The sequence below is a fragment of the Pseudomonas sp. NMI760_13 genome (assembly GCF_021283245.1).
Classification (GTDB): Bacteria; Pseudomonadota; Gammaproteobacteria; order Pseudomonadales; family Pseudomonadaceae; genus Aquipseudomonas; species Aquipseudomonas peradeniyensis.
In genome coordinates this window covers 259,324-279,776 of record NZ_JAJSRC010000003.1, presented here as the reverse complement: position 1 = coordinate 279,776, position 20,453 = coordinate 259,324, and the positions used below count along the sequence as shown (strand labels likewise).

22 protein-coding genes are annotated in these 20,453 nt (G+C 62.3%); 4 read left to right on the top strand and 18 right to left on the bottom strand.

The genetic code is table 11. From position 1 onward, the window contains the following. Positions 1–843: 843 nt before the first annotated feature. The gene (locus LU671_RS05160; protein WP_010792920.1) at positions 844–1,917 is read right to left on the bottom strand and encodes a hypothetical protein; all 1,074 of its coding nucleotides are present in this window, start codon (positions 1,915–1,917) and stop codon (positions 844–846) included. A 30-nt stretch (positions 1,918–1,947) separates the two neighbouring features. Continuing rightward, positions 1,948–3,138: a hypothetical protein gene (locus LU671_RS05155; RefSeq protein WP_054888510.1), complete on the bottom strand. Its 1,191-nt coding sequence runs from the start codon at positions 3,136–3,138 to the stop codon at positions 1,948–1,950. A gap of 207 nt (positions 3,139–3,345) precedes the next feature. Between LU671_RS05155 and LU671_RS05150 the strand changes: the two genes are divergently transcribed. Then, a complete protein-coding gene (locus LU671_RS05150; RefSeq protein WP_223271182.1) occupies positions 3,346–3,945 on the top strand; it encodes a hypothetical protein in 600 nt (199 codons plus the stop codon). Between the two features lie 132 nt (positions 3,946–4,077). Here the strand turns inward: LU671_RS05150 and LU671_RS05145 are convergent, their stop codons facing one another. From LU671_RS05145 to LU671_RS05135, 3 genes are all read right to left on the bottom strand, one after another. Continuing rightward, positions 4,078–5,154: a hypothetical protein gene (locus tag LU671_RS05145; protein WP_058199470.1), complete on the bottom strand. Its 1,077-nt coding sequence runs from the start codon at positions 5,152–5,154 to the stop codon at positions 4,078–4,080. A 17-nt stretch (positions 5,155–5,171) separates the two neighbouring features. Continuing rightward, positions 5,172–5,750 (bottom strand): hypothetical protein, encoded by a 579-nt coding sequence (locus LU671_RS05140; protein ID WP_010792916.1) that lies wholly within the window; start codon positions 5,748–5,750, stop codon positions 5,172–5,174. Positions 5,751–5,868: 118 nt separating this feature from the next. Then, complete coding sequence (locus LU671_RS05135; RefSeq protein ID WP_010792915.1) at positions 5,869–6,291, bottom strand: TraR/DksA family transcriptional regulator; 423 nt, start codon at positions 6,289–6,291, stop codon at positions 5,869–5,871. A gap of 152 nt (positions 6,292–6,443) precedes the next feature. Here LU671_RS05135 and LU671_RS05130 point away from each other — a divergent pair, with 152 nt between their 5' ends. The 3 genes from LU671_RS05130 to LU671_RS05120 all read left to right on the top strand — a co-directional run bounded on the left by LU671_RS05130 (position 6,444) and on the right by LU671_RS05120 (position 7,584). Continuing rightward, complete coding sequence (locus LU671_RS05130; protein WP_010792914.1) at positions 6,444–6,791, top strand: hypothetical protein; 348 nt, start codon at positions 6,444–6,446, stop codon at positions 6,789–6,791. A 49-nt stretch (positions 6,792–6,840) separates the two neighbouring features. Next, positions 6,841–7,161, top strand: a complete 321-nt coding sequence (locus LU671_RS05125; RefSeq protein WP_010792913.1) for a hypothetical protein — start codon at positions 6,841–6,843, stop codon at positions 7,159–7,161. Between the two features lie 132 nt (positions 7,162–7,293). Next, entirely contained in the window at positions 7,294–7,584 is a 291-nt protein-coding gene (locus tag LU671_RS05120; RefSeq protein ID WP_255251287.1) for an HU family DNA-binding protein, read from the top strand. 349 nt (positions 7,585–7,933) lie between these two features. On the opposite strand, the gene LU671_RS05115 is transcribed toward LU671_RS05120, so the two are convergent. The 13 genes from LU671_RS05115 to LU671_RS05055 are packed head-to-tail and all read right to left on the bottom strand — an operon-like array spanning position 7,934 to position 20,263. Then, positions 7,934–8,179 (bottom strand): DUF2274 domain-containing protein, encoded by a 246-nt coding sequence (locus tag LU671_RS05115; RefSeq protein WP_000108283.1) that lies wholly within the window; start codon positions 8,177–8,179, stop codon positions 7,934–7,936. Beyond that, complete coding sequence (locus LU671_RS05110) at positions 8,176–9,456, bottom strand: TrbI/VirB10 family protein (protein WP_232854961.1); 1,281 nt, start codon at positions 9,454–9,456, stop codon at positions 8,176–8,178. The genes LU671_RS05115 and LU671_RS05110 overlap by 4 nt, the downstream gene beginning before the upstream one ends. Before the next feature lie 2 nt (positions 9,457–9,458). Next, positions 9,459–10,451, bottom strand: coding sequence for a P-type conjugative transfer protein TrbG (trbG, locus tag LU671_RS05105; protein ID WP_000776560.1), 993 nt, complete (start codon positions 10,449–10,451; stop codon positions 9,459–9,461). Next, positions 10,448–11,152 carry a conjugal transfer protein TrbF gene (gene trbF / locus LU671_RS05100; protein WP_001211312.1) on the bottom strand — a complete coding sequence of 235 codons (705 nt, stop codon included), beginning with the start codon at positions 11,150–11,152 and terminating at the stop codon, positions 10,448–10,450. The genes trbG and trbF overlap by 4 nt, the downstream gene beginning before the upstream one ends. Positions 11,153–11,170: 18 nt before the next feature. Then, positions 11,171–12,538 carry a P-type conjugative transfer protein TrbL gene (gene trbL / locus LU671_RS05095; RefSeq protein ID WP_001000746.1) on the bottom strand — a complete coding sequence of 456 codons (1,368 nt, stop codon included), beginning with the start codon at positions 12,536–12,538 and terminating at the stop codon, positions 11,171–11,173. After that, positions 12,535–12,861, bottom strand: coding sequence for a hypothetical protein (locus LU671_RS05090; RefSeq protein WP_014603538.1), 327 nt, complete (start codon positions 12,859–12,861; stop codon positions 12,535–12,537). Before LU671_RS05090 ends, trbL begins: the two co-directional genes overlap by 4 nt. 12 nt (positions 12,862–12,873) lie before the next feature. After that, positions 12,874–13,617: a P-type conjugative transfer protein TrbJ gene (gene trbJ / locus LU671_RS05085; RefSeq protein WP_003092277.1), complete on the bottom strand. Its 744-nt coding sequence runs from the start codon at positions 13,615–13,617 to the stop codon at positions 12,874–12,876. Next, positions 13,614–16,064, bottom strand: a complete 2,451-nt coding sequence (gene trbE, locus LU671_RS05080; RefSeq protein WP_000933135.1) for a conjugal transfer protein TrbE — start codon at positions 16,062–16,064, stop codon at positions 13,614–13,616. The genes trbJ and trbE overlap by 4 nt, the downstream gene beginning before the upstream one ends. 12 nt (positions 16,065–16,076) lie before the next feature. Next, a complete protein-coding gene (locus tag LU671_RS05075; RefSeq protein WP_003092280.1) occupies positions 16,077–16,346 on the bottom strand; it encodes a VirB3 family type IV secretion system protein in 270 nt (89 codons plus the stop codon). Next, positions 16,343–16,729: a TrbC/VirB2 family protein gene (locus LU671_RS05070; protein WP_000150010.1), complete on the bottom strand. Its 387-nt coding sequence runs from the start codon at positions 16,727–16,729 to the stop codon at positions 16,343–16,345. Before LU671_RS05070 ends, LU671_RS05075 begins: the two co-directional genes overlap by 4 nt. After that, positions 16,726–17,796 carry a P-type conjugative transfer ATPase TrbB gene (gene trbB / locus LU671_RS05065; protein ID WP_023093367.1) on the bottom strand — a complete coding sequence of 357 codons (1,071 nt, stop codon included), beginning with the start codon at positions 17,794–17,796 and terminating at the stop codon, positions 16,726–16,728. The genes LU671_RS05070 and trbB overlap by 4 nt, the downstream gene beginning before the upstream one ends. Further along, positions 17,793–18,269: a ribbon-helix-helix protein, CopG family gene (locus LU671_RS05060; RefSeq protein WP_000085131.1), complete on the bottom strand. Its 477-nt coding sequence runs from the start codon at positions 18,267–18,269 to the stop codon at positions 17,793–17,795. The genes trbB and LU671_RS05060 overlap by 4 nt, the downstream gene beginning before the upstream one ends. Beyond that, positions 18,266–20,263 carry a conjugal transfer protein TraG gene (locus LU671_RS05055; protein ID WP_001163195.1) on the bottom strand — a complete coding sequence of 666 codons (1,998 nt, stop codon included), beginning with the start codon at positions 20,261–20,263 and terminating at the stop codon, positions 18,266–18,268. The genes LU671_RS05060 and LU671_RS05055 overlap by 4 nt, the downstream gene beginning before the upstream one ends. Positions 20,264–20,453 lie beyond the last annotated feature (190 nt).

Genomic DNA, 20,453 nt, shown 5'->3' with positions numbered 1-20,453 from the left:
AGATGGCTGGTGGCTAGACGATGACCGCTCAGCGACGGAAGACCAGGTCAGAGAGCTTCTACAGCGAGCTAGAGGCAAGGTAGAGCTTCATGGCTGCGGCCCCCTGCGCCCCAGGTAGGGTTTGCAACGTAACCTATTGATAATCCTTCCCACCTTGGTGAAGGAGAGGCTGGAAAGCGGACCGCGAAACCAGCCTGGGCCAGCGCCCTTTCACAGTACGATCAGTCCTGAACTGGATGAGGACTGAATCCATGGATCACCTAGACATACATCATCCGCCGGCAGCGACTGAAGACGACTGGCAAGCCCGATGCGGTGTACAGAAGAGCGTGCAAACCGACCGTTATGGTTGCGGGGTAGCGTGTTTAGCGATGGTTACCGGCTGGACATATCAACGAGCTCGGGAGCATTTCGTAAGCCAGGGGCTTGGCAAAAGGAGGCATGGCCGACCGCCCTTCTCTACGAGTTCGGGCGAGATGAGGATGGCGGTGGCCACGGCAGGACTTCTGACAGTGACTCGCCGGTGGCGGGGATGGGCCGATCTTCACGGCCTGGCGATAGTCAAATTGCGCGACATACGTCCCGGAGAAAGGGAACGATGGCACTGGGCGGTGGCGTTTCGACACCCCGAGTTTGAAATCGCAGTCTTCGATCCGCACCGAGAATGGCCGGGGTTCATTCAACCGCCAATGGACACCCTCTGCACCATCTTTGAGGCATTTCAGCCGAAAGGCGAATGGTTGCAGGTCGAGCAGAGCTTCCCCTTAGCACCAGCTGTCATGTGACGTTTATGGTGCATGTCTCCCATTCTGACCTGATGGGAGACACTCGTTCTGCAGAGCCTCAGGCCTGGGGCAGCTTCACTACTCCCCACCCACTGCCGCCGGCGAGGACCACTGGCCGGTCAATGTTGGGAAGGTGCAATTCAGGAAAGTCGCAGTAGCGCTCCATTGCACGGGCAAATCGCATGGCCAACTCGAAGCCATTGTCGCGCTGCTCGGGCACAGGAAGAGTCTGGCCCGAGACAATGTCGACCACCACACTCCCCAACGATTTGGAGTTAGACGACAAGGTGAGATGCCATGCGCTCTGCCCTTCAAGGAAGCTGCCGAAGATCGAGGTTTCGACGTCATCGAGCACTCGAAGCTGTGGCTCCCTGAAAAAGACCACTGCGGTTTGTGCCTTCGCTCCCTGCGGTGAAGTGATCCATTCATAAATCGCATAGCTGGTCTGATCAGGGTTCAGCTCAGGGTCAGGCGCCAAGCCAGTCATGAACACAGGGACCGAGCCGAGTTCGGAGTCGCTGAAATAGCCCAACCGTGCGACAGGTAGTCCAAATGGTACGTCGTAGTCACGCCCGTCGCTGAGCTCCAGGTTCCAGCCGAGATGCTGGAACATCGCCATGTACACCCGCTCATTGGTGAAGTGGCAGCCGCGGCGGTAGTTTTCTTCAGTACCAGGAACAAGCGCTCGATTTTCTTGATCCAGAGCGATGAGGATTTTGTCCAACCTCGAGGAAGGCGACTCACCCTCCTGATAAAGGGCCTCTTTGACGGCCGCGCGAAGCGGCACGAGTTCAAATGAGCCCAGGGGATTTGCCCATAGGAAGAAATTGGCGGTCGCCGGCTTCACACCGAACTCGTGGATCAGGATTGAGCGATGTTCTGCAAGAGTCGAAAGCCGAAGTTCCGGACTCAAATCCTCAGTCATGAACACGCAGTTCTGTTCTGGGTTGCAGGCCTCGACCATTGCGTTCCAGTGATGCCACCCTGACAGCCTCAGGAACACTTCACGACTTCGATCTTTCAGGCCTGGAAGGAATCCGGCCAGACACCCGACCCACGCACGAGCATAGTCCTCCGCAGGGAAGATCATCGGCTTGTCCAGCTGGGGGGCAGATGTATTGGTCTTGATCACAAAAACTCCTAGAGGCGGTGAGCACTCTGCTCACTCGCCATGATTCGACAAGCAGCTCTTCTGCCAGTCCGTGCCGTGAATTCGTACAAAGGCCTCCATTTCAGGAGACAGCGGACTCTCGATCCTGAAGTCTCCATAGGCCTCAAGAAATCTCCCCCACCGTTCTCGCAACAGCCCGCCGCGCCTGTATTTAGGCGCCAGCCAGATCCAGGATAAAGTCCAGGGGCTGCCTGATGGTTTCGTTTCCGTCTCGTAAAGGAATGCACAAGCGCCTGCGATCGTGCCGTCAGCACCAGCTGGAATCAGGTAGCCGTGCCAGTCAGCCGTTGCTTTAGTCGACATCGTTCCGGGCCACTGGACAAAGTCGTAGGCAAAGTCCGAGCGGAAACGCTGGGCGCGCTTCAATACCTCCTGATGCATCCACATGGGCACCGATGCAACTACCCGCTCGGCGCCAGCGCCACACTTGAGCCTGGCCGCAAACCGCTTGTTCGGGCCCGGGTCCAGTAACCGCTGTGTTTCTCTATGAACCTGACGATGTGCCTCACGATCATTACGACTGCTGGGCAGGTAGGTCGTACCGCAGTAGGCACAGGTTTTTAGTGCCGAGTTGACGTCACGATATCGGGGCCCGGCTACTTCCAGCGACAACACATCCTCCCCTTGGAGCACCAATGTGAAGCGGTTTCCTAACTCATCCCGGTGGCGCTTGGTCGTTGGAAATGCCGGCTGGCGCTCCACATCTGACCGGAGGACTGTCGTGGTACAGCCGCGGGAAACCTCATAGGTGAGGATGAGGTACTCCGACTCCGTCAGCATGGGCTTGCCTGCCAGGTTGCCCTTTATCGCCTGCACCAGCTGACCAGGTGAGACAGCGAAGCCCAGGCGTTCCATGAAGATCAGCAGAGCAACGGCATCGGCAACGGCATAGCCATCCAACCACAACACATCGTCGTCGAGGCGCCTGGGCTTCCGGCACAAGCTGACTTTAGGGATTCTGAAGTAGGCAGCCAGTGCCTCTGCGTATCGGCCGGCCGCAGCAAACCCGCGGTACTCAGTCGCGATAATCAAATCATCGAAGTCGGATCTCGAAATACCGCCACACTCCAACAGTGCACGCTCGGCCGGAGTTAATCTCATCCGATCATCAAGCCGGGGGCGCTTCTCCGTCAGCAGTTTGTAGATCCGCTGCAACTGATCACTGGAAAGCTTGCCGGTCAAAAGCTACCTCTCGTGTCGCGGCTGTTTGGGGAACAGGCAGTCTAACGACCGCCGGGCAAATTCAAAGGCGAATTCCCCGAGTGGTCACGTGCGGGTAGAAACGGATCAAGCTACTTTGAGGTTAACCATCCCTCAGAGGACCTCCAGATGACAGCCACAAGGAAGAGGCACAGCGCTGCCTGGTTGATCTCTACGGCTTGGATGCTGATGACTACCGCTGCAATGGCGGCAGAGAACCCTACCCAGGGCGACCCATTCTCACCAACCACACTCAAGGACTGGGTATCAGTCATCAGCACCCTGATCACCATGGCCCTGGCGATTTGGGGTATCTGGAGCGGCTTGAGGTCAGCCCGAAATGCGATCCAAGAGAAGCGAAAGGAACACCGTCAGAAGCAGCTTGCCGCTGCACGGGACATGATGAAGGAGATTTTCACAGATCCACTCGCCCGCTCTGCGATGCGAATGATGGACTGGTCAGGCCGGACCTTCACCCATGAAGGCCAGACCTACGTCGTTCACTGGAGGGACCTCAAACCAGCCCTTGTCGTGCATGAGAAGGGGATGGGGTTCAGCAAGCAGCAGGAGTTCATTCGTGACTGCTTTGAGGCCTTCTTCGATCACATGCTGGTGCTCGAGCACTTCCTTGATCAGGACTACCTGCACGAAGCCGACATTGCTGTGCCCTTGGAGTATTACGCCGGGCGCGTCATGTCATTTCCTGATACTTATGACGGGTTCCTGCGGGCTTATGGGTACAGCGAAGCACGCGCATTGATGCAACGCCTTGCGGAAGGCGGAAAATAGGGCCGGCACCAGGGCGAAATCCCACATTTCGTGCAAAGTGCCCTTGCTTACACGGCCTACGATGGGGCTTTGTCCCTTGCTGTCTGCTCTGCAGGAGTCCGCATGAAACTGAAGGCCTCCGCTGGGGCAGAATCACTCCATCGGCGGGGGGAGCAGGATGTCAGAGAAGGGCTCAGGCACCACCACATTGTAGGGTTTCAGCTGTTCGAGGAGCCCTTTGTAGCCGAGCAACGGAATGGTTCGAGCAGGTTCACCAAGGTCGTTGCCAAAGAAGTTTTCCCAGTGCCCCAACAGCACAAGACGCGGTTTGGTCACCCTGAGGAGCCCTGTGAGGTAGTAACTGACTTGATTCCACCCTCCCCCGCAAAGGATCTCGACGTCGACGCGCTTTGAGTCAGAGATTATGGGTGGAAAGCCCCATGGAGGTTCAGCGGCGCTGTCTTGATAGTGAATGCGGTAAACCGGCCGACCATCCTCCCCGAGGAGGTCAATCATCCAGGCCAGAGTTACTTCACCAAGTCTCCAGTCCAGCAGACCAGTCGGCAAATCGTCGAGTTCCCAGTCGTACTCACCTGGGATGAAGTTATGGCCGAAGAGGTGCCCGGCATGCATGCTTCTAATAGGCATCACACGGATCGAACCCACGGAATTTGCTCCGTTTACGTCCCCATCAGTGATGACCTTCCCGTCGGAGTAAAACCATGTACCAGGTCGGGAGGGATCACGATGGTCGGTTATCTGCTGCTGACTTGGCACCACCACCGCGCCAGCGCCAAAGATCCGCTGTCCTGAGCTGTTCTTTGCTGCATGAAGAATGTGCTTAACCGTTTCAGACCCGTATACGACCGCTTTCGGAGAGTGCTTATCTACGACCCGCGGCACATCGAGAAGATGATCGTAGTGCGCATGACCCACCAGAAGCATCGTCACGTCTGCTGCAGGCGGCATGTGTCTGTCGACCTTCTCGTTGTCGGCTACCACTCGGGCCGGGGGTATCCCAGGAATGCCGAGGCTGGCCGGGTTGGTGTACGAAGGCGCCAGCAATAGCCCCTCCCCACGCCAATGTATGAGCCAGCCACCTACGCCAAGAAACTGAATCTTCGGCTCATCGCCCCAATGGTGATTCTGAACCGGTAACCCTTCTGAAAGCGGCTCATGAGTACAGCCGACCAGCAAACTCAATCCCAGTACGATCGATAGCCCTCGCATGGTCGGCACCCCTGCTGTCAAGGTTCGAAGCGGTATACGCGGTGGTAGAAGGCCCAAAGCATGGAAAACATCGCGACCAGCAATACCCAGTGGGTTACCTCTGGCTTGAACAATGGCAAGAGGAAACCCAGTTTGAAGTAGTCGATTCCAAGAAGGCATACCAATAGCATGCCAAGGACCAATAGCCCCCTGGGCCCCTTCATCATGCGAAGTGGATGGGCAATAACAGCAGAGAGGGGAACTCCAAGCAGTGCCAAATAGACAACCCAGACCTGCTCCGAAGGGATCGGCTCGTTTAAGAAGCGAAGACCAGCGAAACCCAGTAGCAGCGTCAAGCAGTCCACCAGGTCAGAGACGAAGGCGCGCCTGGTGTAGCCCTTCCCAAGATCATAGTGCCTGACCATCAGCCTGCTGAATTGCAGGCAGTGGTAGCCAATGAACCAGGCAGCCATACACAGAGACCAGCCGTTTGGGGACGCGCTCTCGAGAAATACCCTGGCATGCAAGGCACTAACCGTCCAGACAAGAGCGGCTCCCAGCGCTGCCGGGTAAAGCAACCCTGAAACGAGAAAGTACATGCGGGGACCGACTTCCATGATGCAGCTCCTAGGTAAGAGATGTTCAGCCTGCATTTTGACTGATCATAGAACCTGAGGAGTGAGGAAGTAGGAAGATCGAAAGGAGAGTCGAGGGGGCATGCCCCCTCGCTGGAGGTCATGCTACACGCTGGCGCTGCGCACGACGTTCCTGAATCTCTTGAGCATCGATGCAAAGGCTTGCAGTCGGCGCGACCAAAAGGCGCTTGAGCCCAATCGGCTGCCCAAACTCAGCGCAGTAGCCATAATCTCCTTCTTCGATCCTTTTCAGTGCAGCCTCCACGTCCAACAACTCTGCCTGGTCCCGCTTCAGCATCCGCATTTCCATCGCGCGCTGCTCTTCCGCGGAGGCAGTATCCGCCGCATCCGGGAGACGCGCCTCGGAGTCATCGCGGAACGCCTCTGCTCGTTGAGCGAGCAGGCCCTGTAGATGCAGTTTTCGATTGAGAAGAAGTTCCTTGAAGAAAGCCAGTTGCTGGTCGGACATGTAATCCGACTCCGGCGCGGAAAGCAGTTGCTGCTGAGTGAGTAAGGTGGACATAGGCGATTCCTTGTGAAGAGGTGGATGGCCCGAGCTTAACGAGGCCTCTCCCCTCTTCAACTCAAATGCCTCCGCTAAATCCCCGGCTACGCAGTCTTGAACCACAGGACTGCACCGTTATGGTCACCGTCCACACCAGCAGGAGGACATTCATGGAATTCAAAGCGTTGGGCACTGGCCGTTCCACATTCGATGAGCACTACGGGGCGGCAGCCTATTCCCTGGGCGATCAGCTCGGTTTCATTTACTTTCGCTCAACCGGCATCGAGCCGAGCCATTGGGAAAGCCGTATCTATGAGAACGGCCTGGTAGCAATGGCGCCAGTGGCTACTGACACGGCTATCCAGGAGGCATTCGACAAAGTGGATCTCTGTGCCGCGCATGCCAGAGCTTTCTCCAGAGCGATGGAAGCTCTGAGCGCGCATGGTTGCTCCGATGAGGTGCTCTGTTTGCTAACAGCGGCAGAGGGGCAAATTCAGGAGTTGATTTCCGCTGTTTAGCGCTGAAAGAGGCTGCTACCCTTGTCGTGAGAGTCAAGAGGAACGCGCTATGCAAACCACCGTCAAAAGCGCTGCAGAAATCGAAGTCGGCCCATTCCGCTATACCGAACGAGCCTTCCTAGCTACCTTGCTTTGCCTGGCCATCGGAGCGCTGGCGTTGGCATCGATGCTCGGGAGTCACCCCACGAGCGATGCCACCTTGGGCACACGCATGCTGTCAGTGCAGATGATCGCTGCCTACCTGATCGTACCAATCACCAGTGTGGGCGGTTTCCTGTGCCACAGAGCCGGCTCTAAGGCCCTTGCCGGAATGCTCCCCCTTATTGGAGCAGGCTTCTTGGCCGGCGCGCTGGGCGCAAGCTTGATCTGATTTCCCCTTAGGCTCGGCATTGCCGAGCCGTTTTCTTTTTGTGCGGCGCGTCCATGGAATCCAATCGCTGCAGAAGACCAGATTCACTTGGAGGCCACCAGGCCGCCGTTATACTGCTTACTTCATCCCCTGATTTACATGGAGAAATGCGTGAATAAACAAGAACTTATCAACCAAATCGCCGAGTCCGCGGACATCACCAAGGCTGTCGCTGGGAAAGCACTGGATGCGGTGATCGAGTCCGTGACTTCCGCGCTGAAGGCCGGTGACACTGTGACGCTGGTGGGCTTTGGCTCATTTTTGGTAAAGGAGCGCGCTGCGCGCGAGGGTCGCAATCCTCAAACCGGGAATCCTGTCCAGATTGCTGCTGCGAAGATTCCTGGCTTCAAGCCGGGCAAGGCGCTCAAGGACGCGATCAACTGATCGCTCCATCGCAAGACAACCCCGCCCTTCGGCGGGGTTTTTTTTGATATCCCCCAAAAAAGTGCCGGTGTCAATTCTTTCGCGCAAATCAAGAAGGACTTGAAACCGTATATGGGACAGTAGGTTAGCTCCTTTCGGGGCCGCTTAGAAGAAGAGCGGCGTTGTCGGCTAGGAGCGACATAGGAGCGTTGGGAGAGAAAGCCGCATCGCACTGTGTAGTGCTGGATTGCCGAGGAACGGCGGGCCTGTCGCATCATCATAGCCCAACAGGCTCGGCGGCATCCAGAATGAAGAACGCGCAGCCTGGGCTGCGCGTTCGATGGATGCCGTTGAATAGCATGCGGTGCAATCATGGCGGCTTCGGTGGTGTGCTGCGGGTCGCCGTGCCCTTCCTGAATCCTCGATCCCCCGCCATGAACGCTTCCAGCATATGCGGGATCAGCGTCGCCGCATCAACGGCCTCGCCATACGCCTGCGCGTGTAGCGCGGCGTAGCGGTCGAGGTCGACTTTCAAGCTGGTCGGGCAAACGAAAGTCAGCTTGGTGCTCTCGGTCTTCGGCAGCGGGCCGAGCCGCAGCTTCTTGGTCGTGCTCATCGTGAAGTCCCCCGGTTGAAGAACAGCGGCTGGTACGGCCGCAGCACCAGATCCCGGTTGACGATGATGCGAACCGGCAGGCCCGGCCGTTGCGTTAAGGTCGGCTGGATGTTGAGGTTGCGCCGGGTCATCTCCTGGCCGACCTGATTGATGCTGTCCTGCGCGCTGTCGCGCCCAGCGATGATGACGCGATCACCATCCTGCCGGTTCTCCGGCGCGGCCAGCTCGGCACCGACGCCCAGCAGCGTGGTGAGTGCCGCACCGGCAAAGATGCGGCCCCAGTGGTAGTCCACATCGTCCTCCAGCCCGGCATAGCCGGCTGGGTCGGTGCCGGCCAGGTTGTCGAGCGTGAGCGAAGACGTGTCCGGCAGGATGATCCGGTTCCAGACGACTTGAACGCGGCTCTGCCCGTAGCTGACCTGGCTGTTGTATTTGCCCAGGATGCGCGAACCCTGCGGAATCAGCAGGAAGCGCCCGGTGGCTGTGTCATAGACCGGCTCCGTCACCGTGGCGATCACGTCGCCGGGCAAGTCCGACTTGATGCCCGTCACCAAGGCACCTGCGACCACTGTTCCGGCCATAACCTGATACGGCGAAATTGGCAGAGTCAGATTGCCGGAATTACGGGTTTCAGTGGGGCCAGCTTTCATGAAAGCCTCTTTCTGGTCTTGCCGGTTTTGCACCGCTGTCGGGTCAGCAGGTTGGGCCGCCGTGGAGGCCGGCCCGGCCGCCAGCGGGTCAAACGCCGCATTGGCGGCGAAGCCCGGCGCAGCGGCCACCTGTGTCTGCGCTACCGGCGCCGCATTCTGCCCACCCGAGCGGAAGAACACGGACGAGGCCGCGGCCGCCTCGGCTTCTTTTCGCAGGGCATCGTTCGGGTCGTGACCGGGGGCCGCGTAGGCAGCCGTCGCCGGTTGCTGCGACTTCACGATAGCCGGGCCAAGATCGCCCGGCAGCGGTGGCCCTAGTTCGGGAACGGCAGGCAGCAACGCCGGCGGCAGCTTGGAATAGTCCGTCGGCAGCGCATCCAGTCCTTCCGACTTTGACACGCGATCGACGTTGTAAAGCTCGGTCTGCTCGCCTGTGCTGCGTCGATGAGGTTGCAGCGACCACATCAGCGCGCCGAGCACGGCGACCGCTAGGACGCCGGCAAGGTTGGCCAGCGAGCGCCGGTTCAGGCGTGTGACTGGACGCGGCTGGGCGCGCAGCGCCACTGCCTCCGGCGCCACCTTGTCCGCCTGCGGCGCGGCAAGGTCGGGAGTGTCATCCTGGCTCATGGTCAGTTCCTCCGTGCAACACCATCGGTGCGCTCGATCCGCACCACGTCGCCGCCATCGCCGCCCAGCCGCAGTTCGGCCGCGCCGAACAGGCGATCCACGACGTAGTACGGCGAGCGAAAACGGTAGTTCACCAGTTGCCCGTCGCCCTGCGCGCCGATGACAAACAGCGGCGGCAGCTCGCCCTGGGCGATGCCCGGCGGGAACTGGATATAGACCTTCTCTCCATCATCGAAGGCGCGCAGAGGCTTCCACGGCGGGTTGCTGCCCGATACCGCGTAGCGGAAGCGGATCTTGTCCAGCGACAGGCCCGTATCGACAGGCGTTGTTGCCTGCGCTGCCTGCGCCTGGCGCTGCAACGCGAGCATTCGGTCTTTCGGATAGTCCCAGGACACCGACGCCATCCATGCCCTCTCGGTCGAGGTCAGCTCCAGCAGGTAGGTGCGCCGACTGGTGGTGATGACGAGATTGGTTTTCAGACCGGAGCGGATAGGCTTGACCAGCACATTGACGCGCAGATCGGCCCCGCCGCCGCTGGACGTGTCGCCCACGATCCAGCGCACGGTATCGCCGGCGGCGACCGTTACCAGTTCCTCGCCCGGTTGAAGCGAAACCACCGTCACGCGCCCCGGCGACGCATAGACCTGATAAAGCGCGCCATCGGTGAACGGCCACACCTGAATCGCGTTGACGTAGCCCTCACGGGTAGGCGCGATACGCGCTTCTGCATTGGCACGGGAAACGCGCACCTTTTCGTCGGCCGGCTCCGGCGCAACGGGGGCCTCATCGAGTTCCGGCAGGGGCTTCAACTGCGCCGGCAGCGCCAGCGGTTCAGGGACGGCGACGACTTCGACGGGCTTGGGCGGTTCGGGCAACGGCTGGGCCAGCACCGTCTCGTCGAGCGAGATGGATGGCGGCGGCTTCCCCTGCGAGGCGCAGCCCGCGAGGGCCAGCAGCGTCAAAGGAACAACGTAAAGGCGGAAACGAAGTTTCATGGTTTGGCTCCTTCGGAAGAATCCAGTTCGCGGCTCCATGACAGGCCGTTGACGTAGATACCCAATGGGTTCTTGAGCAGGCGCTGTTCAGTACGCGGGGTTTGCAGGACGGTCGAAAGCACGGCGTTCCAGCGTTCGGTGCCGGCGGGCGCACCGTTGACATAGCGCTGCTCTGTCCAGCGCACGTTGAAAGACGTGTCGCTCGCGCGAACCACGCTGGTGATTTGCACCGTTACCGATTCCTTGCCGATGCGGGCGAATGGGTCATTGGTGCGGGCGTAGTCGTTGAGCACCGCCGCGCCCTTGTCGGTGGTGTAGTCGTAGGCATCGAGCCAGTTCTGCCGCACCACGATGGGGTCGATGGACAGCGAGCGAACCAGCGTCACGAAGCGCGCCAGGTGGTGCGCGATCTGCGCGTCGCCGGGCCGGTACGGCGTGGCGGCCTCTCCCACGGCGCGCACCTGCCCGGCTTGATCGACCTCGATGACATAGGGCGTCACGATGGACTGCGCCGAGCGCCACACCAGGCCGCCGGCCATCAACAGCGCGAGCACTAGGCAGCCGAAGGCCATCAGGCGCCAATTCTTCGCCTGCACGCGGGCGGAGCCGATACGGTCGTCCCACACCTGGGCGGCGGCTTGATACGGGGTGGCAGGCTGCGGCGTATCGGCGTAGCGCACCTGCGGTCGTTTGAATCGCATGGGTGTTCTCCTTGAAGGTTAGGTATCGGAATCCCGCAGGCTCGGGCCTTGCCCGGAGCCGCCGCCGTCGCCGCCGCGCAGCGTGTGGGCGGCAGTGGTCGCGGCATGGGTAGCCTGCTGGCGGCGGTGCATCCGCTTGGCCCAGGCCGGTTGCTCTTGCTTCTGCGAGCCTGCGGTGCCGTCTGCGGTCTGGCCGGGGCCAGCACCGTCGCTGCCGGCTTCTGTGCCGTTCCAGCCAGCGCGGAAGGAGTCGGCCACCTTCTGCCCAACAGCGGAAGCACCAGAGGTGACGCTGCGGCCTGCGGCTTGTGCGCCAGTCTTGGCGACATTGCCGAGGCCAGCCGCCGCGCCCTTGGCACCGCCGCCGGCCGCAGCGGAACCGGCCTGGAACGCCGATCGGGCACTGCCGGCCGCCGAAGTCGCGGCACGCGCACCGGCACCGGCCAGCTTTGCGGCCGCCGGGGCCATTCGTGCCCCGGCCATGACGGCGCCGCCCACGCCCGTTACGGCGGCGCCGATGGCAACGCCGGTGCCGACAGCCCCGACCGCAGCACCAGCCATCGCGCCCGCACCAAGCTGTGGCGCACCGGACACCAGGCCGGTGGCGATACCGGGGCCGAAAATGCCCAGCGCCAGCAGCGCGAGCGAGGCCAGCATCACGACCAGCGCGTGGTCGATGGATGGTTCGTCGGGATGCACCTGGAACTCGGCGAACAGGCCTGAACCGATGCCGACGATGACGGCCAGCACCAAGACCTTGATGCCTGACGACACCACGTTGCCTAGCACCTTTTCCGCGAGGAACGAGGTCTTGTTCCAGAGTGCAAACGGGATCAAGACGAAGCCGGCGAGCGTAGTCAGTTTGAACTCGATCAGCGTGATGAAAAGCTGTACGGCCAGCACGAAGAAGCAGAGGATCACCACCAGCCAGGCGATGAACAGAACCACGATAGGGTCGATGTTCACGAACACCTCGGGGAACCCAGCCATGTCCCCGATCTGTTCCAGAATCGGCGCGGCTGCGTCGATGCCGGTCTTCGCCAGCCGGCCCGGCTGAAGGAAGTTCTCCATCGTGATGGCCGAGCCGGTAGCGGTAATTCCCAAGCCGGCGAACGAGCGGAACACGATGCTCGCCAGCCAGTTGAAGTTGCCGATGATGTAGGCGAACGCGCCGACACAGAGCACCTTGCGCAGCAGCTTGGCGATCACGTCGTCGCCCTGGCCGGTGGCGTGGCTCATGGCCCAATACAGGCCAGCGATCGTCATGTCGATGACGATGAGCGTGGCGGTGAGAAATGCCACTTCGCCCTGCAATAAGCCGAAGCCCGAGTCGATGTAGCGCGAGAACGTATCGAGGAAACGGTCGATGATGGTCACGTCGTTCATGGCGAATCCTCGGGCGGAGTGAGCGGAACGGCGCCCTCTGGCAATTCATCTGCGGGCGTATCGAAGCTCGGCGGAATCGGCGGGAGTTCAGCCAGCGAGTTGTATTCATCCGGCCCGGTATGGCCGGCGAAGAAGCGCCGCCGGAAGGCTTCAGCGGCGGCGCGGCAGGCATCCTCGCCCACGGCCTGCCGGTCGGCCGCGCATTGCCCGCGCAACGCCTTGAGCCGCACCGGATCTGCGGCCAGGGCGTCGGCCAGGTTCTCGGCCGGCTGCTGGCCGCACGCGGTCAGCAGCACGGCCATCAGGACGGAAGCGCATCGCATGGCCGCCTCCGGTCAGTTGTTATAGAAGTTGACGGACTGCGGCGTGTACGGCGTGCCGGTGCCCAGAAAGCGCCGCCGCACTTCGCGGGCGCGCTCCATAGCCGCCGCTTGCCGCGCCAGTTCCAGTGAAGCGGCCCGGTCTTGCGTGATCTGGAGCTGCTGCGCCTGGATCGACTGCTTGGCCTGCAAAGCCAGGAGCTGGTTCGTCGCCTGCATCGCTTGCAGCGCGCCGGTGGCCGACTGGCTCTGGCTCACGAGATCGGCCAGCGCGCTTTCGTCTTGGGCGAGGTTCTGCGACACCTGCGCCTGCATCCGCATCGCGGTGTGCAAGCCGTTCAAGGTGTTCTGCCAGCGTTCGCGGGCGTCCTGTGCCATGCGGTCGCCGCTGATGGTGGCGGCGTACTGTTCCGGGTACAGGCGGGCGAACGTGGCATCCATGCTCTGCACGTCGTAGGCCAAGCCGCGCGCCTCGGCGATCAGGCGCTCGGTGGTGGCGAGCGTCGAGCGCAGGCGGTTGACGATGTTGAAGTCGAGATTTGCCAGGTTCCTGGCCTGGTTCATCAACATCTGCGCCTCGTTCTGAAGCTGGTTGATCTGGTTGTTGATCTGTTCCAGCGTGCGCACGGCGGTCAGCGTGTTCTGCACGAAGTTGGACGGGTCGAACACCGTCAGCGCGGATGCGGGCTGCACGGCCAGCAGCGATACCGACAGCACGGCAGCGAGTGAGACAGAGAGCAAACGGGGCTTGGTCTTCATGGTGAAACCTCCAGCGGTTGAGAAGCGAGAAAGGAAGCTGCCGCCGGAGCGGACGGCAGCAGGTCGGCGGCCCAGCCGAGGCCGCGATGGCGCAGCCACGCGCCGGCGAAGCCGGGAGCGCCGGCCTGCGTCAGCACGCGGTCAATATCGCGTTGGTCTTGAGGGGTGGATGCGCCCGCGAATGCGAGCGCGACAGGCCCCAGGTCGAGGTCGAACAGGCGATTGCCGAGGCGCGACTGGTAGTAGTAATCGCGCTTGGGCTGTGCGGTCGCCACGATCTCAATCTGGCGGCTGTTCAAGCCGAAGCCTTCGTAGATCGTGCGAATCTGCGGCTCGGTGGCCTGCGGGTTAGGTAAGAAGATCCTGCTCGCGCAGCTTTCGATGATGGCTGGCGCGATGGTCGAGTCCTTGATGTCGGCCAGCGACTGCGTGGCAAAGATGACGCTGACGTTCTTTTTTCTGAGCGTCTTGAGCCATTGCCGGATGCGGGCCGCGAAGGACGGCTCATCGAGGAACAGCCACGCTTCATCGAGGATCAGCAGCGTGGGCGCGCCGTCAAAACGTTCGTCGAAGCGGGCGAACAGGTAGCGCAGCACTGCTTGCACGGCGGCGGGGCTGTGCATCAGTTCTTCCATCTCAAAGCCCTGCACGTCGGCCATGCCCAGCCGGTCGTGGTCAGCGTCCAGCAGCTTGCCGTGGGCGCCGCCCAACACATAGGGCGCGAGCGCTTGGCGCAGCGCGTTGGACTGCAATAACACCGACAAGCCGGTCATGGTGCGCTGCTCCACTGGCGCACCGGCAAGGCTTCGCAGCGCCGACCAAATGGCAGCCTTCTCGTCCGGGCCGACCGTCACGCCTTCGTGCAGCAGCCGGCCCTCCACCCATTCGGCGGCCCAGGTGCGGTAGCCCTCGTGGGCTATTCGCGCGAGTGGCTGGAAGGCGATGCCGCCATCGGCACCGAGGTCGTAGTGCTCACCGCCAAGGCCGAGGATGGTGGCGCGCATCGAGCGCCCCATGTCGAAGGCGAAGATCCGCGAGCCGAAGTAGCGCCGGAACTGCATGGCCAATATGGCGAGCAGCACCGACTTGCCCATGCCGGTCGGCCCGGCGACAAGGGTGTGCCCCACGTCGCCGATGTGCGTCACCAGCCGGAACGGCGTCGCGCCATCGGTGCGGGTGACGATCAGCGGCGGGCCATCGAGGTGTTCGTTCTTCTCCGGCCCAGCCCATACCGCTGACATCGGCATCATGTGCGCCAGGTTCAGCGTCGAAACGATGGGCTGACGCACGTTCGCGTATGCGTTGCCGGGGACGGACGACAGCCAGGCATCGACTGCGTTGAGGGTTTCGGGGATGGTCACGAAACCCCGGCCCTGGATGACGCGCTCCACCATGCGCAGCTTCTCGTCGGCCACGGCCGGGTCGGCGTCGAGCACCGTCACCGTGGCGGTGAGGTAGCCGAAGGCGACTTGATCGCTGCCCAGCTCCTGCAAGGCGGCATCGGCGTCGGCGGCCTTGTTGCTGGCATCGGTATCGACCAGCGGGCTTTCCTGCTGAAAGATCGTTTCGCGCAGCAGCGCGATGACGTTCTTGCGCTTGGCGAACCATTGGCGCCGCAAGCGCCCCAATTCCCGTTCCGCCTCGGCTTTGTCCAGGCACAGGAAGCGCGTACTCCAGCGATACGCAAAGCCCAGGCGGTTGAGGTCGTCCAAGATCCCCGGCCAGGTCGAGGTCGGGAAGCCTCGTACCGACACCACGCGCAGGTGCTGATCGCCCAGCATGGGCGCCAGGCCGCCGACAAGCGCGGCATCGGCCAGCAGTGCGTCGATATGGAACGGCACGTCGGGCACGCCGACGCGATAGCGCCGCGTGGAGACTGTGGCATGCAGGTAGGTCAGCGTCTGGCTATCGTCCAGCCAGGCAATCTCCGGCATCACACCATCGAGCAGGTCGAACACGCGATCGGTCTCTGCCACGAAGGAATCAAGCCGACCACGCCAGTCCACACCCTCAGTGGGCCGGTTCTCGTACAGCATCCCAGCCGCACGGGCGCGAGACTCTTGCGGCGGTAGGTGTTGCAACGTGAAGTGATAGACGCTCTCGAAATGGCCATCCGACTCCTCGAACGCCGCGCGTCGCTCCTCATCCACCAGCCAGGACAGTGGTTCGGGAAAGGAGGATTGCGGATAGCTCGATGCCCGCATCCGCTCGGCCTCGATATAGAAGGCCCAGCCAGACCCGGTACGGCGAAGCGCGTTGTTCTGCCGCGCCGACGTGGCAATCAGCTCGCCCTGTGTCGCACTGTCCAAGTCGGGGCCGCGAAACTGGAACGTGCGTTGAAACGAACCATCTTTGTTCAGCACAACGCCCGGCGCGACCAGCCCGGCCCAGGGCAGCCAGTCGGCAAGCAAGGCCGGGCGCTGACGATATTCGGCAAGGTTCAGCATGGCGTCCTCCCCTCACACGTCCAGAAGCGGGCGGTGTTTGATATGCCGCGCGAAGACCTGCATGAACTGCGGATCGACGCGCGCACCCCATACGGCCAGCGAGTGGCCGACGATCCAGAGCACCACGCCGGGAATCCACAGTTGCAGGCCCAGCCCGACGGCGGCGGCTAGCGTGCCGTTGGCAATCGCCACGGTGCGCGGCGCACCGCCCAGCAGGATCGGCTCGGTCAGCGAGCGATGCAGCGGCACTTCAAAGCCCGGAAGATCGGTGGCCTTACTCATACGACGGCCCCTCCGGAGAAGCTGAAGAACGACAGGAAGAACGAGGACGCGGCGAACGCGATGGACAGGCCGAACACGATCTGGATCAGCTTGCGAAAGCCGCCGCTGGTATCACCGAACGCCAGCGCAAGCCCCGTCGAGATGATGATGATCACCGCCACGATCCGGGCGACTGGCCCTTGGATGGATTCGAGGATGGAGGTCAGCGGCCCTTCCCACGGCATCGAGGAACCGGCGGCCTGCGCCGTGCCCGCCAGCAACAGCATCAGCGCGGCCAGCAGCAGCCCTTGCCCTGCGGGACGGGCCAGGTGGCGCAGCCGCGCCATGCTGGACAGGCGAGAAATAGGATTTACGGAAAGACGGAAAGCATCAACGTGCGTCATGGCAGTTCTCCAGGTTGGTCAGGGGTCGAGGAAGGCGCAGCGGCAGCGGCTGCAAGAGGAACCGGCGGCAGCTCGGGAAACGGCGTTTCCAGCGCATCTGTCAGGCGATAGCCCGCACCGTCGAAGCCGACGACACGGGAGATGGTTTCGACGTGACGTTTGCGGCCACGGCCTGCGATGTGAATCACCACGTTGACCGCCTCGGCGATCAGGGCGCGGGGCGGATTCACTGCCACTTCGAGGATCAGTTGCTCCAGACGCAGCAGTGCGCCCAAGGCGGAGCCGGCATGGATGGTGGCAATGCCGCCGGGGTGGCCGGTGCCCCAGACCTTCACCAAGTCCAGGGCTTCGCCGCCACGCACTTCGCCGACGATCACGCGGTCAGGCCGCAGGCGCATCGTGGCCCGCACCAGCTCGGTCATTGTGACGACGCCGGCGCGGGTGCGCAGCGGCACATGGTCGCGGGCCGCGCATTGCAGCTCGATGGTGTCTTCGAGCACCAGCACGCGGTCGCCTGTGGCGGCGATCTCGGCCAGCAGCGCGTTCGCCAGCGTGGTCTTGCCGGTGCTGGTGCCGCCGGCGATCAGGATGTTCTGCCGCTCGCGCACGGCGCGGCGCAGGAACTCGGCCTGCCCGGCGGTCAGGATGCCGTCGGCCACGTAGCGATCCAGGCCGATGATGCTCACGGCCCGCTTGCGTAGCGCGAAGGCTGGCCCCGGGGCGGCCGGAGGCAGGATGCCCTCGAAACGCTCGCCGGTTTCCGGCAACTCGGCGGTCAAGAGCGGCTGGCCGCGATGCACCTCCGCGCCGACATGCGCGGCGACCAGGCGGATGATGCGTTCACCATCGGCCTCGGGCATCTCCACGCCCAGCGGCGAGCGACCCGACGACAGCCGATCCACCCACAGGGTGCGATCGGGGTTGAGCATGATTTCCACAACATCCGGATCTTCGAGCGCAGCGGCGATCAGCGGCCCCATCGCCGTGCGCAGCATCTGGATGCGGCGATCCTGGGACGCCGCGGCGGATGAGCGAGATTCAGGCGGAATCTGCGGAACGGCACTCATGACGCACGCTCTGCAGCTCGCTCATCGGCGGACGCCATCGCTGCTGCGTCATCCATCCGCATCGGATCGGGGTGCAGTTCCTCCACCACGTCGCGCACCAGACTGCGGCCACGCAGCAGGTGGCGACCCAACTGCTCGACGAACTGCTCGAAGCGCGCTTTGCCCTGGGCGCGGGCCGCGTCCTTGTGGGCTTCTGGCACCGGCGTGCTGATGGTCAAGAAATAGCGGATGAACAGCGCCAGCGTTTCGATCTGGATGTTCTGGTCGCGCTCCATGCGTTCGGTCTGCCGCGACAGTCGATCCAGCCGCTTGGCAATGGCGGCCTCACGCTGGTCGCCCGCATCGGGTGACAGCCAGGACGCCAAGGCCGCTGCGACGATGGAGGACTTGGACACGCCTTTCTTGGCGGCAAGTTCATCCAGGCGCTTGGCGTGCTCGGGCTGGATGAAAAGATTGAGGCGGTATTGGCTCATAGGTCGATTCCGTCGTTGGGGTCGAGAGAAGCCAGCCGGGCCGTGCGCTGCATGGCCGGGTCGAGCTGGCCGGGAAGCGGGAGCGCCAGGTCGTCGTCATCGAGCAGCTCCAGGTCGTTCGCACACGCGTCCAACTCGGGCTCGTAGGCGACGGTTTCGGAGAGTTCGAGCTGGCGGCGCGGGCCGCCGTCATCGGTGCCGCCCGGACCATCGGCGGATACCGAGGTCGGCGCCGTAGGTACGGCCGGGATCGCCAAGCCGCTCCAGTCGTCGGGGCGGGCTGGCGGCGCGTCGGCGTACCTCCCGACTGCGAGCACGGGCGGTGGCAGGACGCGATCCTTGAAATTGGCGTCGACGTAGTAACGCAGCTTCTTCGCGCGGATCGGGGCAACGCTGGACACCATGACTACGGCGTCCTCAGGTGGAAGCTGCATCACCTCGCCGGGCGTCAGCAGCGGACGTGCAGTTTCCTGACGCGACACCATCAGGTGCCCCAGCCACGGAGCGAGGCGGTGGCCCGCGTAGTTGCGCTGCGCGCGAAGCTCGGTGGCGGTGCCGAGGGTTTCGGAAATCCTTTTCGCCGTCCTTTCGTCGTTGGTGGCGAAAGTCACCCGGACATGGCAGTTGTCGAGGATGGAATGGTTCTGCCCATACGCCTTGTCGATCTGGTTCAGGCTTTGAGCGATGAGAAAGCTGCGGATGCCGTAGCCGGCCATGAAGGCAAGCGCGGACTCGAAAAAATCGAGGCGACCCAGCGCCGGAAACTCGTCCAGCATCAGCAGCAGCTTGTGCCGGCGCGCGATGCCATCGCTGCCGTCGAGCGATTCGGTCAGCCGCCGCCCGATCTGGTTCAAGATGAGCCGGATCAGCGGCTTGGTGCGGCTTATGTCGGAGGGCGGCACCACCAGATAGAGCGATACCGGGTGCTCGGCGGAAATCAGGTCGGCGATGCGCCAATCGCAGCGCGATGTGACTTCGGCCACGGTCGGGTCGCGGTACAGGCCGAGAAACGACATGGCGGTGGAGAGCACGCCCGATCGCTCGTTGTCCGACTTGTTGAGCACTTCGCGGGCAGCGGATGCGACAACCGGGTGAGGCGCATCGCCCAGGTGCTTCGTCGTCATCATCCGGTGCAGCGTCAGCTCGAACGGACACGCCGGGTCGCTGAGGAAGTTGGCGACGCCGCGCAGCGTCTTGTCCTCGCCTGCGTACAGAACATGCAAGATTGCACCGACCAGTAGCGCGTGGCTGGTCTTCTCCCAATGATTGCGCTTCTCTAACGCACCTTCAGGGTCAACCAGAATGTCGGCGATGTTCTGCACGTCGCGCACTTCATGTGCGCCGCGCCGGACTTCAAGCAGCGGGTTGTAGGCGGCCGACTGCCTATCGGTGGGGTTGAAAAGCAGGCAGTGCGAAAAGCGCGAACGCCAGCCCGCCGTGATCTTCCAGTTCTCTCCCTTAATGTCGTGAATGACGGCGGACGCCGGCCACGAAAGCAACGTAGGCACCACCAAGCCCACGCCCTTGCCCGAGCGCGTGGGTGCGAAGCTCAGGACATGTTCCGGCCCCTCATGTCGGAGGTATTGGTCGTCGTGTTGGCCGAGGAAGACGCCCGCCGGGAGGGTCAGTCCAGCTTTGCGGATGTCGACGGCATCGGCCCAGCGTGCCGAACCATAAGTCGTAACCAGCCGCGACTGCCGAGAACGCCATACCGACATGGCGATGGCGACGAGTAAAGCGAACAAACCGCTACCACCCGCAATCGCACCGCCTGTGTCGAAGACGTGCGGCGCGTAGGCATCAAAGAAGAACCACCATTCGAACAAGCGCCACGGGTGATAAACCGGTACACCTAGAAGATCGAACCAGGGCGATCCGAGGCGTACTTGATAGCCAAGGGTCGCTGCTGTCCATTGTGTGGCGCCCCAGACGCCGGCGATCACGATGCCGATTACCACAGCGATCTGGCCGAACAGAACGTTCGTCCCTTGCATGACCTGTCCTCCGATTTCTCCTGCGCTGGTGTCTCATTGAAAGCGTTGCACAGGGGGTGTCGCAGGCGTCAGGATCGGTTCTGGGCTAGTGCCGGTCAAAGACCGTTCGCAGCACAATGGTCGAGGGAAAAGAAAGAATGAGCGCGGTGGCGAGTCAAAGAAAAGCGCCGCAAGCGAAAGCGCACTGCGG